12 protein-coding genes are annotated in these 16663 nt (G+C 67.8%); 2 read left to right on the top strand and 10 right to left on the bottom strand.

Translation table 11 applies throughout. From position 1 onward, the window contains the following. Positions 1-60 precede the first annotated feature (60 nt). Positions 61-3744, top strand: coding sequence for a hypothetical protein (locus AB0G15_RS16925; RefSeq protein WP_362840194.1), 3684 nt, complete (start codon positions 61-63; stop codon positions 3742-3744). A 265-nt stretch (positions 3745-4009) separates the two neighbouring features. Continuing rightward, a complete protein-coding gene (locus tag AB0G15_RS16920) occupies positions 4010-4234 on the top strand; it encodes a hypothetical protein (RefSeq protein ID WP_362840192.1) in 225 nt (74 codons plus the stop codon). Between the two features lie 167 nt (positions 4235-4401). On the opposite strand, the gene AB0G15_RS16915 is transcribed toward AB0G15_RS16920, so the two are convergent. The 10 genes from AB0G15_RS16915 to AB0G15_RS16870 form a co-directional block, all read right to left on the bottom strand. After that, positions 4402-4569 carry a hypothetical protein gene (locus AB0G15_RS16915; protein ID WP_362840190.1) on the bottom strand — a complete coding sequence of 56 codons (168 nt, stop codon included), beginning with the start codon at positions 4567-4569 and terminating at the stop codon, positions 4402-4404. Next, complete coding sequence (locus AB0G15_RS16910; protein ID WP_362840187.1) at positions 4570-7050, bottom strand: Tat pathway signal sequence domain protein; 2481 nt, start codon at positions 7048-7050, stop codon at positions 4570-4572. Next, entirely contained in the window at positions 7047-7964 is a 918-nt protein-coding gene (locus AB0G15_RS16905; protein WP_362840185.1) for a carbohydrate ABC transporter permease, read from the bottom strand. The genes AB0G15_RS16910 and AB0G15_RS16905 overlap by 4 nt, the downstream gene beginning before the upstream one ends. 11 nt (positions 7965-7975) lie before the next feature. Beyond that, positions 7976-8953: an ABC transporter permease subunit gene (locus AB0G15_RS16900; protein ID WP_362840183.1), complete on the bottom strand. Its 978-nt coding sequence runs from the start codon at positions 8951-8953 to the stop codon at positions 7976-7978. A gap of 73 nt (positions 8954-9026) precedes the next feature. Further along, positions 9027-10574: an extracellular solute-binding protein gene (locus AB0G15_RS16895; protein ID WP_362840180.1), complete on the bottom strand. Its 1548-nt coding sequence runs from the start codon at positions 10572-10574 to the stop codon at positions 9027-9029. Beyond that, positions 10574-11149, bottom strand: a complete 576-nt coding sequence (locus AB0G15_RS16890) for a DUF624 domain-containing protein (RefSeq protein ID WP_362840177.1) — start codon at positions 11147-11149, stop codon at positions 10574-10576. The genes AB0G15_RS16895 and AB0G15_RS16890 overlap by 1 nt, the downstream gene beginning before the upstream one ends. Beyond that, the gene (locus AB0G15_RS16885; RefSeq protein WP_362840174.1) at positions 11146-11775 is read right to left on the bottom strand and encodes a DUF1961 family protein; all 630 of its coding nucleotides are present in this window, start codon (positions 11773-11775) and stop codon (positions 11146-11148) included. Before AB0G15_RS16885 ends, AB0G15_RS16890 begins: the two co-directional genes overlap by 4 nt. Further along, positions 11772-12137 (bottom strand): beta-galactosidase, encoded by a 366-nt coding sequence (locus AB0G15_RS16880; protein ID WP_362840172.1) that lies wholly within the window; start codon positions 12135-12137, stop codon positions 11772-11774. Before AB0G15_RS16880 ends, AB0G15_RS16885 begins: the two co-directional genes overlap by 4 nt. A 489-nt stretch (positions 12138-12626) precedes the next feature. Continuing rightward, complete coding sequence (locus AB0G15_RS16875; RefSeq protein ID WP_362840169.1) at positions 12627-14054, bottom strand: family 43 glycosylhydrolase; 1428 nt, start codon at positions 14052-14054, stop codon at positions 12627-12629. Positions 14055-14392: 338 nt separating this feature from the next. Then, positions 14393-15868: a family 43 glycosylhydrolase gene (locus tag AB0G15_RS16870; RefSeq protein WP_362840166.1), complete on the bottom strand. Its 1476-nt coding sequence runs from the start codon at positions 15866-15868 to the stop codon at positions 14393-14395. Positions 15869-16663 lie beyond the last annotated feature (795 nt).

Genomic DNA, 16663 nt, shown 5'->3' with positions numbered 1-16663 from the left:
CGCTCACAACATCATGAGCGGCGCCAGCAACACCGCCCACTTCAACTACTCGCAACCTCGGTGACCGACGAAGAAAACGCTCCGGCAACGCATTACGTCGTGGCTCCGAACGCGGACATCGTCATGAGCGGCAATCAGAACCTGCTCATCAACGTATCCCCTTCCCCCGACCCCCTGACGACGTCGAGTGGTGCCGCCCCGCCCCCTCTCCTCAGGGAGGGGGAACTGGAATCTCCGTACCGCGGATTGGCCTCCTACGAGGAGAGGGACGCCCCCTACTTCTTCGGTCGGGAGATCGCGGTCGCCGACGTACTCGGAGAACTCGCCAAGCGACTCACCCGGCCCCGGATCCTCATGGTCGCCGGAGTGTCCGGCGTCGGGAAGTCGTCGCTGCTGCGGGCCGGTGTCCTGCCGGCAATTCGACAAAACGGGCTGGCGGGAACACCGGGCGCCCCACGCTGGCCGTGTGTTGTCATGACGCCGACGGCCGATCCCCTCGGCGCGCTGGCGGTCGCCGTCGCTCCGAGGGCCAGAGCCGACGCCGCAGCCATCAAGCGCGAACTGATGGCCGACCCGGAAAGCTTCGCACTGACCGCAGCGCAGATCCTGACGGCGACCGACAAAGAGCGGCAGGATCACGCCGACGCCCCGGCACGCGTTCTTCTGATCGTCGATCAGTTCGAGCAGGTACTTCTGCGCTGCCGGGACGGTGCGGCTCAGCAGGCCTTCATCACCGCACTGGATGTCGCAGCAACCCGTGCCGCCGGCCCGAGGGGAGAGCCACCTGCTCTGGTGGTCGCCGTCGTGCGAGCTGACGTGGAGCCTCAGTTCGCAGAGTTTCCCCAACTCAAGGAAGCAATTCGAAACCGCTTCCTGCTGATGCCGATGACCCGCAACGAATTGCACGCGGCCATCGTCGGACCGGCAGTCAAGGCTGGATCGACCAATCCATCCGAATTGCTCCACGTCGTGGGTCAGGAAACCAGGAAGCACGGCGCTGGAGCGCTGCCGCTACTGTCCCACGCCCTGGATCAGGCCTGGCGGCTCCGCGCGGGCAGAGATCTCACGTTGAACGACTACATCCGAGTCGGGGGAATAGAGAAAGCCGTCGGCATCAGCGCCCAGGCGGCTTATGACTCGCTGAGCGAGCAGGATCAGACTGTCGCTCGTCACGTTTTCCTCAGCCTGACCACGGTAACCGACGACGGCGTCAACAGCACCACCACCTGTACGCGCGGCGACCTGTGCGGCGATTCCGAGCGGGAACGCCAGCGCCTGGCCAAGGTGCTTGAGGCGTTCGCCGCCAAGCGCCTTCTCATCCTGGGCGAACAGACCGTGGAGATGAGCCACGAAGCCCTGCTGACCGCCTGGCCGCTTCTGCGTGACGAGTGGCTGGCCGAAACCGAGGCCGAGCGCGGCCTGCGAGCGACTCTGACCAGGCACGCGAGGGAGTGGGCCGTCCAGAGGGATTCCCCGCTTTACAGTGGCTCCCGGCTGGATCGGATGCTTGCGCTTTCTCAGCGTATCTCCGCCGATTCGGTCCGTTACCCTCCCCTGACCGCCCAAGAGCGCGCGTTCCTCGACGCCGGGGTCGCCGCACGGCACAAACGGCTCCGGTCGAAGCGGCTGCTCTCCATATCCGCAGGCGGCGCCGTGGCTCTGGTCGTCGGCGCCCTGGCGGTGGCCGCGGCGGCGAACTCGGAGGCGGCGCGACTGCACACGTCGGCCCTGTCCCGCCAATTCGCGGCCCTGAGCATCGGCGCCGCCGACTCCGACCCGGCCGTCTCCGCCCGCCTGGCCTCTTCTGGCTGGGCCATCGAGCGAACCGACGAGGCCCGGGCAAGCGCACTGGCCGTATTGCGAAACCCCTACCGTGCGACGCTCACCGGTCACCAGGGGACTGTCTACTCGGTGGCGTACGGCAAAGACGGGATTCTGGCGAGCGCCGGTGGCGACGGGAACATCCGGCTGTGGCAGGACAGGAAGCTCGCGGGAACGCTCCAGGGCCACAAGGGCACCGTTCACCGAGTCGCCTTCAACGTGGACGGAAGCGTACTGGCGAGCGGGGGCGCGGATGGGACGATCCGGCTCTGGGATGTCGCCACCGGGTCGCAGATCGGCGAATTCCACCTGGGCGGCACCGTCTACGGAGTGACCTTCAGCCACGACGGGACCATGGTGGCGGGAGCCGGCACCGGTAAGACAGCTCAGGTCTGGGACATCGCGACCGGCGATCCGGTCGCCACCTTGACCGGCCACACCAACACGGTGGTGGGGGTGGCGTTCAACCCGTCCGGCACATTGCTGGCCACGACGAGCAACGACCATTCCACACGTCTGTGGAATCCGCGCACCGGCGCGCACGTCCGTACCCTCTTAGGCCATACCAACGCGGTCAACCCCGTGGTGTTCAACCATGACGGCAGCATCCTCATCACCGCGGGCTGGGACCGGACCATACGCCGGTGGAACGTCACCGACGGAAAGCCGATCGGTGAACCCCTCACCGGTCACGCCAACACGATCTACTGGATGGCGATCAATCCTGACGGTTCCCTCCTCACCACCGTGAGCGTCGATGACACGGTGCGGCTGTGGGACCTGCGCACCCTCCGTCCGGTCGGAACCCTGATCGGCCACAACGGCCCCGTCTACGCGGTGGCGTTCACGCGTGACGGTGGCTCGCTCGCCACCGCCGGCGCCGACGCCGCGATCCGTCTGTGGGATGTGACAGGCTCACGGCCTCGAAACACCTTCACCGGTCATCAGGGCACGGTCAGCGCGGTGGCATTCGGTCCTGGCGGCCGCCTGATCACCGGAAGTGACGACGACACCATCCGTATATGGAACACGGCGACCCGCGAGCCACCCCAGGTCCGCGGGGATCATGGCGCAGATGTCCGGGGCATCGCGTTCAGCCCCGACCGAACCACGTTTGTCACGGGTGGATGGGATGGAAACATCCGCTTATGGGACACGGCGACCGCCACCGCCGTCGTAACTTCCAGCGGACATTCCGACCACGTCAACGGTGTCGCCGTCAACTCTCGCGGGACCATGGCCGCAAGCGCGTCCGACGACGACACGATCCGTCTGTGGAGCGTTCGCGGCGGTGCGGAACTCGGTGTACTCAAGGGCCACACCGGGGATGTGCGAGCGACGGCTTTCGCGCCACAGGGAAACCTGCTCGCTTCGGCGAGCTTGGATGGCACCGTCAGGTTGTGGGACGTACGGAAACGGAAACCGATCGACGAACTACGCGGCCATCAGGGCTTCGTCAATTCGGTTGCCTTCAGCCTCGATGGGAAGGTGCTGGCGAGCGCGTCCGACGATCGGACCGTACGGTTCTGGGACCCCCTTTCACGGCAGCCCACCGGCATACCCCTGATCGGCCATGACGACGCTGTATACGACGTGGCCTACAGTCCCGACGGCCGGATCATGGCGACCGCCGGTCGCGACCAGACCGTCCGGCTCTGGGATGCCGCCACCCACCGGCAACTCGGCCCGCCCCTTACCGGGCACACAGGCGCAGTCATGAGAATCGCCTTCAGCCTTGACGGGCGCACCCTCGCCAGCGTGTCTGATGACACCACCGTGCGTCTGTGGAGCGTGGCCCTGCCCGGTGACAACGAATTACTCGCCGCCACCTGCGCCATCGCGACAGGATCGATGACAGACCAGCAGTGGGCGGCGTATGCGCCGGGCGAGACACCACGGAGTTCCTGTCGTTCAGCCGATTGACACAGGTTGCCGGGAACGCTCTTCAAAGCCCGGCCCCGCACATCCCCATGCACTGGCTTGGTATGACGGCGGTCGTCGTCGCGATCCTGATCACCGATTCTCGGTATTCTCCCTGCGCCTGCCGTACGAGGTGTCGCCCCAGAGGATGTCAGCCGCAAGTGGGACGGCATCCGGCTCGCACTGCGCGGCGTCCGTTGCCGCCACGGTGCTCAAGGCGTAGTCGACGGGCATACCAGCCTCCGGCTACTCTGGGGAAGGGGACGACATGACCGACGCAAGCGACCAGGCGAACCCCGGCACGGACGACCCCGACGGGCAGCGCTGGAGCCGGCGGACCTTCAGCCCCGAGGTGGTCGAGCGAGCCCGCGAGAAGACCCGCCGCGAGGAGGCGGAGCGCCGTCGGCGATTGTTCGGCGACCGGCGGCCGTTCGCGGTTCCCGAGGACGCCATCGACTTCGACTTCGACCCGAACGTCGACCCCGGGGCCTGATACGGATGCGGTGTGTCGACCGCGCGCCGGTGCCGCTGCGCCGACTCGATCAGCTTGAACGCCATGGCGAGTCCGGCCGCGCGTGAGCCCGGCCCCTCATCTCGAAACCATGATCAGATGATTCGGGAAGGTACTCCTCCTCCCGTCAGATCCACAGGTTTCGATCATTACTCGGCGGCGATCTCGCCGGCCACCGGGGTGCAGGACTTGGCGGGCGTGGCCGGAGCGATCGCATGGGTGGTCCACTTGACCGAGCCGTCCGGCCGACAGGCGACCGGCCGGCTCTGCGCCGCGGCGCCGTCGCTCGGCACGAAGGTCCGCTCCGTGGTGAGCACCTACCTCCGAGGGATGAGTGCCAGGAGCTGGATCGCCGCCAGCGCGTACTGGCTGGCGTCGTTGGTGGAGACGTACGGAGCCTCGTCGACGGGCATGAGGACGCTCACATCCCGGACGTGGGTGAGCCGCCAGTCGCGCTGGGCCTGCAGGGGGTTGACGTTGAGCTGGTCGCCTTCGCCGACGTCGAAGGCGTGCCAGGCCACGTCGGCCAGACTCCGGTCTCCGGTACGGACGGCGGCGTAGGCGGCCAGGCGGCTGTGCGCCTGGATCAGCGAGACACCCCTGAGCTCCGGGTCGGTGAGATAGCGGCGGCAGTACTCCAGCCACGCCTGCTCGAAGCCGGCCACCCCCAGGTCGAGGTCGATCAGTTCCGCGCAGACCTCCGGCAACCCGAAGACGGCCGACAGGTGGGAGAGGGTGATCTCGTCCGCCGTCCGGCGGAGACGACCGTCACGCAGCTCCGCCTCCCCGGCCAGGAAGCCGTGTGGCAGGGTCGCCAGATCGGCCATCGTGCCCAGCAGCCTGTCGCGCGCGCCGACGTCGCGGTGGCGCTCCCACCGGGTGAGCCACATCGCCGCGAGCGCGCCCCAGTCGGTGCCCAGGCCGATCCTCGGCTCGGAGACGTCGCGATACTTCCGCAGGGGGTCGAGCGCGGCGACCGCGTCCTCGGACAGTTCGTCCATGAGGTCGCCGGTGCGCTCGTCGGCGGTCAGGTAGTAGAACACGCGCCGATAGATCGCGCTGGAGATGCGCAGCTGCTTGCAGGAGCAGCCCCAGTGCTGCACGTTGTGCCTGGAGCCCAGGCCCTTCCACGGGCCCAGGTGGTAGACGTCCACCTCGCCGGTGTGGCGGGTCATCGCCTCGGCGAAGCGGAACACGTCAGCGCGGCCGGTGCGCAGGAACTGGTACCACAGCCACAGATCGGGTGACAGCTCGGAGTTGTCCCACGCGTAACCGCCGACGTCGTAGCGCCAGGTGTGCCGGTCGGCGTCGTAGGTGTGCATGACGTCGCCGTAGTCCCAGAACCCGTACCAGCGGCGTTGCTCCTGCTGCGCGAGGTAGTGGTCGAAGAGGAAGTCCAGCCGCTCCTCGATCGGCGCGTCGCCGGAGCGCGGCGCCCACGTGCCGAAGACGCCCGCCTCCTTGATCCGCTCGGGGGAGGCGACCAGCAGCCCCGGGGTGAGACCGGCGGCGCGCTCGGCCAGCTCCTCGTTCGGCGGGGTGGCCTCGAACAGGCACAGCGACAGTTCGTGGGTGCGGGCGATGCCGTACGGCGTGCCGTACCCGGGCTCGTGGTCCTCGTAGGTGATCTCCAGGCCCTCCAGCTGCTCCCCGTGGCTCTCCTGGCCCAGGCCGTCGTGCCAGAAGCGCAGGTCCATGGGCTGGGCGCCGGGGGAGTGGAGCCAGACGGTCGCGGTCGCCAGGCCGGTGGCGGCGCCGCGGATGTCGAGCCGGGTGGGGTGGAGCTTCCAGAAGTCACGCAGGCCGAAGCCGAGGCCGCCGCTGATGCCGCCCACGTAGCCGTACCCCTGGGAGCGGGTGCCGGAGGGGATCGTCACCCAGCCGTGCCCCGGCTTGGTGCGCTTGCGCAGCAGGAAGCCGTCGGCGCTGTTCTGGTCGAGCGTGTAGTCGCTCCAGGTGGGAATCAGGTGCAGGTGGTCGGCCAGCGCCGACGGATCGGCCGCCCGCCCTTCGACCTGCGCCCGCCGCACGGCCGCGCCGGGGTCGCGGCGCAGGCCGGTCAGGCCGCGCACGGCCTCGGTCAGGAACCCGGTCGCCGATCCCGCCTCGCCGAACCCCCTGGACGGCCCCGCCAGCCGGACGTGCCGGTCGTGCGGCTCGTCGCGCATGATCACGTCGGCGCGCAGGCCGAGGCCGCGCAGGAAGTCGCGCTCCGGGTCGCCGTCCCAGACGAAGCTGTGGACCAGGCGGACCTCGGGCGAGCCCGCGTAGAAGTACAGGCGCACGGTGAACGGCAGCCGGCCACCGTGCCTGCCCTCGACCCTGACCACCGCGCGGACCGGGCCGGCCTGCTCGACGGTGACCCGCTCGACGGTGGCGGTCACCTCGTCGTCGTGGACGCTGACCAGGCGGACGTTCCTGACGATCTCGCGGGAGCCGTGTCGTCGCGAGCTCTCCGGCTCCGTGTACGAGATGGACTCGATGAGCCCGCCGCCGAGTCGCCAGGTGACCGGGCCCGAGCGGATCGTCCGGCCGGTCACGGTGACCGGGTGCTCGGGCAGGGTGGGAACGGCCCGCGGGCAGAGCTCGTAGGCGTCGGAGGGGTCGCTCTGCGGGCCGATGGCGTGGGCGGACCACTTGACCGAGCCGTCCGGCCAGGTGGCGGTGATCCAGCTCTGCACGGGAGTGCCGTCGCGCAGGGCGAAGCCGGTCCCTGCGGCCACGGTGCCGCGCGGCCAGGGAACTCCCCAGGTGACACCCTGTCTGCGTGACCCGTCGAGCCAGCGTACTTCGGTCATTCCTTCACCGAACCGATCATGACGCCCTTGGCGAAGTGTTTCTGCAGGAACGGGTAGACCAGCAGGATCGGCAGGGTCGCGACGACCACGACGGCGAACTTGATGCCCTGCTCGGGGAAGAGCACCGAGTCGAAGGCCGAGACCGAACTCTCGGCGTCGACGCCGGTGAGCATCCGGACCAGTACCTGGAGCGTCCACTTGTCGTTGTCGTTGATGTAGAGCAGGGGCGACATGTAGTCGTTCCATATGCCGACCGCGTAGAAGAGCGAGAAGGTGGCGATGATCGGCTTGGACAGGGGCAGCACGATCCGCCAGAAGACCCCCAGCTCGTTGCAGCCGTCGATGCGGGCGGCCTCTTCGAGTGCCTCCGGCAGCTCCTGGAAGAAGCTCTTGACGATGATCAGGTAGAAGGGGTTGATCGCCAGCGGCAGGATCAGTGCCCAGTAGCTGTCGAGCATGCCGAGGTCTCGCACCACCAGGTAGGTGGGGATCATGCCACCGCTGAACACGATGGTGAAGATGACCAGGTTCAGTATCAGGGTCCGGCCGGGAAGTACCCGTTTGGACAGCGGGTAGGCCATGGTGAGCGTCAACATGACCTGCACCAGCGTGCCGACCGCCGTCACGCAGATGGTGGTGATCATCGCCTTGAGGAAGACGGGGGTGCTGAAGATGTAGTCGTAGGTGCCGGTGATGAACGTGTCCGGCCACAGGAAGAACGGCCTGGTGGCGATCTCCGCCTCGGTGGCGAAGGACCCGGCCAGCACGTACATCAGTGGCAGGACGGTCACCAGCGCGAGGCCGACGAGGAACGCGATGTTGAACGCGTCGAAGAGCCGGCTGCCCCAGGAGCTGTAGTTGCTCACCGTGGCGGGGGTCTCCGCCAGCTTCTTCGCGGTCAGGTTGTGCGCCATGCGCCCCTCCTTCAGAACAGGCCCCGCTGGCCGAGGCGCTTGGCCAGCCAGTTGCAGCCGAAGATGAGCACCAGTCCGGCGACGCCCTTGAACAGGCCGACCGCGGTGGCGTAGCTGTAGCCGCCCTGGGTGATGCCGACGTAGTAGACGAAGGTGTCGAAGACGTCGGCGACGCCCGCGTTGAGCGAGTTCCGCAGCAGCCAGAACTGCTCGAAGCTCTGGTCGAGCAGGTTGCCGGAGGTGAGGATGGCCATGATGACGATGGTGGGCCGGATGGCGGGCAGGGTGATGTGCCAGAACTGGCTCCAGCGCCCGGCGCCGTCCATGCGGGCGGCCTCGTACAGGTCGGGGTTGACCCCGGCCAGCGCGGCCAGGTAGATGATCGTGCCCCAGCCGGTGGTCTTCCAGACCGTCTGCAGCATGATGATCGGCCGGAACCACGCCTCCTGGGCGACGTAGTCGACCTTCTGCCCGCCCGTGATCGAATGGATCAGGTTGGCGATCACGCCGTAGTCGACGGAGAAGAGCAGGTACGTCAGCGACGCGACGATGGTCCAGGCCAGGAAGTGCGGGATGTAGATGAGCGACTGGACCGCGCGTTTGAGCCAGCGCACCCGCAGTTCGTTGAGCAGGAGCGCGACGATGATCGGCGCCGGGAAGGCGATCAGGATCGTCAGCAGCGCGATGATCATCGTGTTGCTCATCAGGCGGCCGAAGTCGGGCCCGGTGAACAGATCCTCGAAGTGCTTGAGCCCCACCCATTCGCTGCCTTCGACGCCGAGGAACGGCACGAAGTCCTTGAACGCGATGGACAGGCCGTACATCGGCCAGTACCTGAAGACGGCGAAGTAGACCAGGCCGGGCAGCAGCATCAGGAGGAGCCAGCGATGGCGCCCGAACATGGACAGGCGTGGGAACAACCTGCCGCGTGGCCCTGCGGGCTTGCCGGCGGCCACCTTGGCGGGCACCGGTGCCAGGTCGGTGGCCATGGCGGCCTCCTTTCTCGCGTGTTCCGCGAGGGACTCGGTGGGAGTCCCTCGCGGAACACGGCGTGTCAGGGCGTCAGCCCTTGTTGATCAGTTCCAGGAGCTCGGCCATGACCTGGGTGCCGCCGCTGTCGTACCAGCGCTTGATCTCGGCCTTGAACTGCTCCTCGGTGAGCTCACCCGCGAGGAACTTGATCCGCGCGTCGGTGGGGATCGGGTTCAGCGTGGCGCCCTTGTCCACCGCGGTCTTGGAGATGTAGGGAAGGGTCGGGTCGTGCTGCGCCGTCTGCAGGTCCAGTTCGGACAGAGTCTTCTTCTCCTCCTCGATGGCCTGCTCCTCGGGGGTGGCGCGCTTCCACGCGTACGCCTTGTCGCTCGGGGAGCCGACGCTGGCGCTGGTACCGAGCTGGATGAAGGCCTTCTCGACGTCGTTGTTGATGGTCTGGACGGCGGGGTCCTGGTCGTTGATCTTGACTGCGTACTCGCCGTCGAGCTTGAAGTTCCTTCCTTCGATGCCGTTGTTCAGGAGGGTCGCGCCTTCCTTGGAGGCCAGCTTGTCCATCACCTTGAGCACGTCGTCGAGCTGCGCTTCGGTCCTGATGGTCTGCTTGGAGATGGCGACGACGTCGTTGTAGCCGGTGAAGGGCAGCGAGAACTTCTGGCCGTCGGGGCGCTTGAGGTTGCCCGTCATCGCGACCTTGGTCTGGTAGTCGCTCGCGTCCGCCTGCTTGAACAGCTGGAACAGCTCGTCGGCGCGAACGTTGACGTCGACGATGATGCCGCCCTTGCCCTGGACGAACGGGTCGAGCCACTTGACGGTGTCGAGCGTGGCCCAGTCGGGGTTGGTCAAGCCCTCGTCGATGAACTTCTTGATGTACTTCTGCGCCTCCCAGAACTCGGGAGCGTCGAACTCCGGCACCAGCTTTCCGTCGCGCACCGCGTGGCCGTTCGGGGCGCCGAACCAGACGTCGATCGCGTTGTACGGGTTGGAGGCGCTGAAGGTGGGAGCCGGCCACTTCGGCAGGATCAGGCCGTAGGTGTCCTTCTTGCCGTTGCCGTCGGGGTCCTTCTCGGTGAAGGCCTTGGCGATCTCGTACAGATCGTCGGTGGTCTCCGGCTCCTTCAGGCCCAGCTTGTCCAGCCAGTCCTTGCGCAGCAGGATCGCCGAGCGAAGCAGCGGACGGATCCGGTAGACGCCGTAGTTCTTGCCGTTGGTGGAGGCGTTGGCCAGGACCCGGGGGTCCTGGGGCAGGTTCGGGTATTTCTTGATCTTGTCCGTCAGGTCCCAGAAGGCCCCGGCCTGGGCCGCCTTGGTGAACGCGGCGTCCTTGGGGTTGACGACCAGGAGGTCGGGCAGCTTGTCCGAGGCCAGGGTGACATTGGTCTTGGAGAGGTAGTCCGCGTTCGGCACCCAGGTGATGTTGAGCTTCTTGCCGGCGAGCTTCTCCACGGCCTTGTGCATCTCACCGTTGGGGTCCGGTGCGGTGCCGAAGAGCTTGACCATGAGGTTCAGCGCGGCGGGCGCGGCCTGGCCGCCTTCGCTCTCGCTGCCGCACGCGGCAGCGCCGAACACGGTTGTTAACGCAAACACGCCGGCCAGCAGCCGGCGGGGGGTGGTGTTCATCAGTTGCCTTTCGCAAGCAGGAGCGCCTCGTTCTCGGCGAAGAAGCGCAAGGCCAGCCAGGTGTTCAGCTGGATCCAGCCGCCCACGGCGAGCGTAGGAAGCAGGAGGGGCAGGAGTGACACCGCGTAGGCCGTCGCCGCCAGGGCGAACAGCAGCACGATCGAGGACGCGGGCCGGGCGAGCGCGAACAGCGACGCCTTGGGGAGGTAGTCGCGTGGCCGCAGGTCGAAATGGACGTACATGGGCAGCAGGTATGCCGCGATCATCGCCAGGAGCAGCAGGGCGATCAGGGAGGCCGCGCCGTACAGGGTCGTGGTGGACAGTACGGCCGCCGCCAGGAGGATCGGGAGCACCAGCAGCGAACCCCGCGCGAACTCCCGCCGGTAGGTGGTGGCGAACGCGCGCAGGGGCGGGAAACTCTCGCCCATCGCGTGTCTGCGTGCGAGGGTGTAGGCGGCCACCGTCGCCGGGCCGACGCCCAGGACGACGCCGCCGGCCAGGGTGAACAGCAGCCACAGCGCGTTGAGGCGGATGGCCCACCACACCTCGTCGAAGGCCGGGTAGAGGCGCATCATGGCGAGGTCACCTTCAGATTGGCGTACTCGCCGATCAGCGGAGCCATCTGGCGAAAGCCGATCTTCCCGCCGGGCGGCGGGTGCTCGTCGCGCCGGCGGAAGCTCTCCAGGCCGTCGACGGAGAAGGCGATCTCACCCCCGGCCACGGTCAGGCGCATCTCGTACGGCCCCTGGGCGTCGAGCGCCGCGGGCAGCGGGTCCGGCCCTTGGGCGACGAGGTGGAAGCCGTGGCTCTTGCGCGGGTTGCAGGTGTGCAACCCGCGTTCCGACGGCCATATCCGGCGGAAGTGGGAGACGTGGTAGGCGTCCAGGTCGCCGTGGTGGTACTGCTCGTACGGACCGGTGCGAGGAGCGAGGTCGACCAGGTCCTCGCCCTGCCTGTCTCGCGTGTGGAAGAACACGATGGCCAGGCCGGGCTCGTTGACCGGCCGGAACTCCCCCTCGATCGTGACGTCTCCGTCGAAGTCCTCGGGGCACCACAGGACGATGTCGGCCTCCTGGCCGTCCTCCGATGGCCGCAGGCTCTCCAGCCGCATCCGGCCCCTCGGGAAGGTGATCGCGCCGGAGCCCTCCAGATGGAAGTCCTTGATGTCCTCGGGAATGGCCAGGGTGTTGTGGTAGCTCATTCTCCCCCCTTAAGGAAAGCGCTTTCCAGACGGGCGGTTCGAACAGCGCCAGGTGAGACCGACAGAACCCCCTCGACAGGCGCGCCCTCGGGGGGCGCCGTGGCGACCTCGCGCCAGATCCTGGTGCCGACGCCGGCGGGGACCGTGCCCGAGTGCCGCTTCTCGGCACCGGCCCGCGATGTGCGCCACTGGAAGAAGGTGATCCCGCCGGCGGCCACCACGTCCACCTCGGCACCGAAGCCGAACCGGTCCATTTCCCGGTGCCGGCGGAGCGTCAGGTCGATGGTCTTCGGTACGACAGCCGTGATCCAGGCTCGTTCCGGCCGCCGCTCGGGGTTCCGGGCGCCGCCGTAGACGATCACATGCTCTCCTGGCCTCTTGTCAGCTCTGCGTTAGGGGGGATTAAAACGTTCTTCTTCTGGCAGCACAAGACCCCATTTCAGGAAACGGTGTTAGCGTGCGGTTGCGGTCAGGGCGCGACGACCCGATACTGATGACGATTGCCCGCGTGGTTGCCCCCACGGGGGTGGTGCATGGGTTTTCCCAGCTAGTGAGCGTGTCGCCGTGAAATGAGGACGATCATCGCGCGGTCCTTCGAGTGCGAACTTCCAGCTCGAAGGAGAAGAAGGCAATGGCCGTGAACAACAGTGAACCTTTTTCATTCTCTGGCGGCCAACCGGCTGGTCACAGTATGACCGTAAGGCCGGTGTTCGCCTGATGGCGCAAAGAAGCTCCTGGTAGACGGGCTGATCACCACAATCACATTCGTCACGACCAGAGGCTTCGGACGCTGTTCCACCGTGCTGCCGTCCATTTGATGACCTGCGTCCGCGGGGTGCCCCTGTTCTTCGTCAGGAGATGTTCCACTGCTGGGCGTTGTTGCCGTTGCAGGTCCACTGCCGCACTTCGGAGCCGGCCGCGGTGCCCCAGTTGTAGTTGTCCAGGCACAGGCCGCTGTGCCGGTTGGTCAGGGTGGAGTAGCCGCCTCCCACGGAGGTGAGGCGCCACTGCTGGACGGCCAGGCCGTTGCAGGTCCACTGCTGGACGGGGGAGCCGGCCGCGGTGCCCCAGTCGGTGTTGTCCAGGCACAGGCCGCTGTGGCGGTTGACGATCGTGGAGTAGCCGTCGGCGGCCGGGGTGATCTGCCAGTCCTGGTTGGCCTGGCCGTTGCAGGTCCATTGGCGCACCTCGGCGCCGGGGGCGGTCGCCGCGTTGTAGTCGTCCAGGCACAGGTTGTTGTGCCGGTTGCGGATCCGCACCGTGGCGGGGGTCGCCTCGCCCGAGGGGCCCGGTATCACGGTGGAGGTCGACACCGGGACGCCCAGGTTGGGGGTGCCGTCGGCGTTGAAGGAGATCTTCTGCACCCGGGTGGTGCGGGTGGTGCCGCAGCCCTGGCTGGAGGAGGAGTTGGCGTGGTAGGCGATCCAGGTCTCGGTGCCGTCGGGGGAGGTGAAGAAGGAATGGTGGCCGGGGCCGTAGACGCCGTTCGCGTCGTTGCGCTGGAAGATCGGGTTGGCGAACTTGGTCCAGGAGCCTGCCGCCAGCGGGTCACCGCCTCGGTACTCCAGCATGCCGAGCTTGTAGTTGGGGCCGTTGCAGTGACTGGCCGAGTAGGTCAGGAAGGTGCGGCCGCCTCGCTGCAGCGCGAAGGAGCCCTCGTTGACGGCGCCGTCCTGGCGTTCCCAGGCCAGCGTGGGCGTCGAGATCCGGGTCCCGAAGGCGCCGGCCGTCCACGGGTTGGACATCGGCGCGATGAACAGCGACTGCAGGCCGTCGGAGGCGAAGGCCGAGAACGTCATGTACAGGTTGCCGTTGAGTTTGAGCAGGCCGGCGTCGATCGCCCAGCCGTTGTCGGGCATCAGGTTGACGATCCCGCGGACGGTGTAGGGACCCATCGGGTCGGAGCCGGCGCTTTCGGCGACGTGCGTGCGGCGGGGCAGGCTGCCCTGCTCCACCGAGTAGTACAGGTACCAGCGGTTGTCGACCATCTCCAGATGCGGCGCCCACATCGTGTTGCCGCCGGTCCGCACGACGACCTGCTCGGGGGCGCTGCGCAGACCGGCGATCGTCGCCGAGCGGCGCATCACGACGTTGGCCGACCAGGTGGTGGCGACGTAGTGGTAGAAGCCGTTGTGGAAGACCAGCGTCGGGTCGGCACTGTTGGGCGTTCCGACGACGGGATTGGTGAAGGACGGCCCGGGCGCCGCCGCGGCGCGACCGGGGCTGACGGCGGTGTCCAGGGCGAGGGCCAGCACGCCGGCCAAGGCGAGCAGCAGCACTCGCCATGCCGTTCCTCGGGGAGGGGACAGTAACAACGGTCACTCCTGACATCGTTCGGGTTACGGGTATCGGTGCCGGGGGCGGGGCGGTTCGCCCCGCCCCGCCTCGCGGCCGGGGCCGGCCCGCGAACCGGGGATCGGGCGAGGTCGCCCGTCACCCGGGCCACCCGGAAGGTGGCCTGGGCGGCCTGACCGGCGACGGTCAGGCCGCGAGGGGTGAGAGCAAGGTTTCCGGCGTGCGGGTACGGCGGGTCGGCCACGTCGCCGGAGCGGAGCCCCCACGGGGTGAGGCGGGACGATCGGATCGACCGTGTCCCGGTTCCGGTCCCGCGTGACGGCTAGTAGACGAAGGGCCAGCCGGCTGAGTCCCAGCCGAGCTTGTTGATGCCGAGCAGGGACGCGCCGTTGTCGGCGTAGTAGTGGTAGAAGAGGATCGACCCGTCGGTGTCGTCCAGGTAGGTCTGGTGGCCGGGGCCGTGGACGCTGCCGCGGCCGGCCAGGATCTCGGTGCCGCCGCCGGAGTTCATCGCCACCCCGTTGCGGTCGGTGAAGGGGCCGTTGACCGAGGTGGAGCGGCCCACCATGATCCGGTAGGTGCTGGAGGCGCCCTGGCAGCAGCGGTCGAAGGAGACGAACAGGTAGTAGTGGTCGCCGCGGCGGACGAGGGTGGGCGCCTCGATGGCGCCGCCGCCCCGGCCGGCGACGCTGGTGAGGGTGGTGCCGGTGCGCTTGCCGGTGGCCGGGTCGAGCTGGATCTGCTTGATGCCCGACCAGAACGAGCCGAAGGTCAGCCACCAGCGGCCCTGGGCGTCGATGGTCATGCTGGGGTCGATGGCGTTGAAGGTGTCGCCGGTTCGGGATTCGACGACCAGGCCCTGGTGGGTCCACGATCCCGAGGCGCCGGTGGTGGAGGTGGCCAGGAAGATCGCCGAGTGGTTGGAACCGAAGCTGGAGGCCGAGTAGTACATGTAGTAGCGCCCGTTCACGTAGGTGATGTCGGGCGCCCACACGTGGTTGCTTCCACCGGTGTAGGGGTGCGCCCACGAGACGCCCCCGGGGAAGGCCGATCCGGCGTTGCGCCAGGTGGTGCGGTCGGTGGAGGTCTTGAGCGAGATGTTGTTACCGGTGTGGGCCAGCAGGTAGGTGCCGCCGGGGGTCTTGGTCACCTCCGGGTCGTGCACGCCGACGTCACCGGTGACCGGGCCGGGCGGGGGGTAGGCGGGCGGCGGGGTGGTGGGGTCGCCGGAGCCGCCGAGCTTGATCAGCTGCCACTGCTGGTTGGCGCCGCCGGCGTCGGTGTACTGCGACAGGCGGGCGCCGTCGGCGGTGGACCACTCCCAGGTCTCCAGGGCCTTGCCGCTGTTGCGGTTGATCAGGCGGATGTGCCCCGCGTCGCTGTCGAGGACGCGGAACTGCTGGTTGGTGCCGTTGTTGTCGGCCCACTGCACGACGTTGGCGCCGTCGGCGGTGGAGCGGGAGGAGATGTCGAGCACCTTGCCGCTGTGGCGTGAGCGCAGCCGGTAGTAGCCGCCGCCGGAGTCGACGAACTGCCACTGCTGCCAGGCGCCGTCGTTGCGGGACCACTGGACGATGGGGGCACCGTCGCCGGTGGCGCGGTCGAGGACGTCGATCGCCTTGCCGCTGTGCCGGTTGACCAGGACGTAGGAGGCGCCGGTGTCGATGACGGCCGCGGCGGCCGGGGACGCGGCCACGATCGACTGGCACAACGTGAGCAGTACCACGAGGGCTGCCGCGAAGGCGGCGCCGGCGCCACGGCGGTCGTGTCGGAGGGAAGGGTCCGGGAGTCTGTCCATGGGGGGTCCTCTTGTCTGGACGATCAGCAGAGGGAACAGGTCACGATCGTTGTTAGCGTTAATAACCGCAGGTGGAAGCGGTTTCAGTTCCTTTGTGGAGCCCTTCGCTGCAGCTGATCGACAAGAGGGCGCCACATTGTTGTTAACGCTAACAATTCGTTGTGTAACCGCTCGCTTGCGAGACGGTGAGGAGATTGGTCCTTAGTTTTAACACTTGCATCACCCTCGTCAAGAGGTGCACGGCATCCCCGGAACAATTCGAAGATGTGCGGCGCCGCCATGACCACCCACCGTAACCGTGTATCCCCCGGCCGCGGAGATCTCCCTCCATCGCCACGCCGACACGCTCGTCAAGGCCGGGACCAGCGGATGTGTCGACGTCCCGCCCGGCCTGGACGCCACGGAAGTCCGGCGACACCCTTGCGCCGGGAGGAGATCGTCTCGCGGGACGGGTGTCACCGAAAATCACTCGTCACGACATGGCCGGTATCGTGAAAATTTCACCGCACCGGTGCCGAGACGCGGCGACGGCCGACACCAAGCGGACCGGGATGCGGGACGCGCGCCGATGGATGCCACGGTGCGTGGCACCCTGGCGGCCGGCTCCTCCGGTAAGCGTTTTCACCACGGTCTGGCCCGCCACGGGCATCCAAGGTGCGGCGATCCCGGACGAGCCCTCCGGGTACGGCAGCGGCCCCGGACCGCCCGCCGGACGCCGAAACCGGTCCTTGACCTCACGCAGTGCCGGTGGCTGCGCGGGTTCCGGGCCTGGCGCGTGAAACGTTCAGGGTGCAC

It is taken from the genome of Streptosporangium sp. NPDC023825, assembly GCF_040639575.1.
Taxonomy (GTDB): domain Bacteria; phylum Actinomycetota; class Actinomycetes; order Streptosporangiales; family Streptosporangiaceae; genus Streptosporangium.
This window is presented reverse-complemented; position numbering and strand designations above follow the sequence as displayed.

Bases quoted from the DNA above. Each gene is read 5' to 3' on its own strand.
- AB0G15_RS16920 (WP_362840192.1), top strand. From the start codon at position 4,010: ATGACCGACGCAAGCGACCAGGCGAACCCCGGCACGGACGACCCCGAC.
- AB0G15_RS16910 (WP_362840187.1), bottom strand. From the start codon at position 7,050: ATGACCGAAGTACGCTGGCTCGACGGGTCACGCAGACAGGGTGTCACC.
- AB0G15_RS16905 (WP_362840185.1), bottom strand. From the start codon at position 7,964: ATGGCGCACAACCTGACCGCGAAGAAGCTGGCGGAGACCCCCGCCACG.
- AB0G15_RS16900 (WP_362840183.1), bottom strand. From the start codon at position 8,953: ATGGCCACCGACCTGGCACCGGTGCCCGCCAAGGTGGCCGCCGGCAAG.
- AB0G15_RS16895 (WP_362840180.1), bottom strand. From the start codon at position 10,574: ATGAACACCACCCCCCGCCGGCTGCTGGCCGGCGTGTTTGCGTTAACA.
- AB0G15_RS16890 (WP_362840177.1), bottom strand. From the start codon at position 11,149: ATGATGCGCCTCTACCCGGCCTTCGACGAGGTGTGGTGGGCCATCCGC.
- AB0G15_RS16885 (WP_362840174.1), bottom strand. From the start codon at position 11,775: ATGAGCTACCACAACACCCTGGCCATTCCCGAGGACATCAAGGACTTC.
- AB0G15_RS16870 (WP_362840166.1), bottom strand. From the start codon at position 15,868: ATGGACAGACTCCCGGACCCTTCCCTCCGACACGACCGCCGTGGCGCC.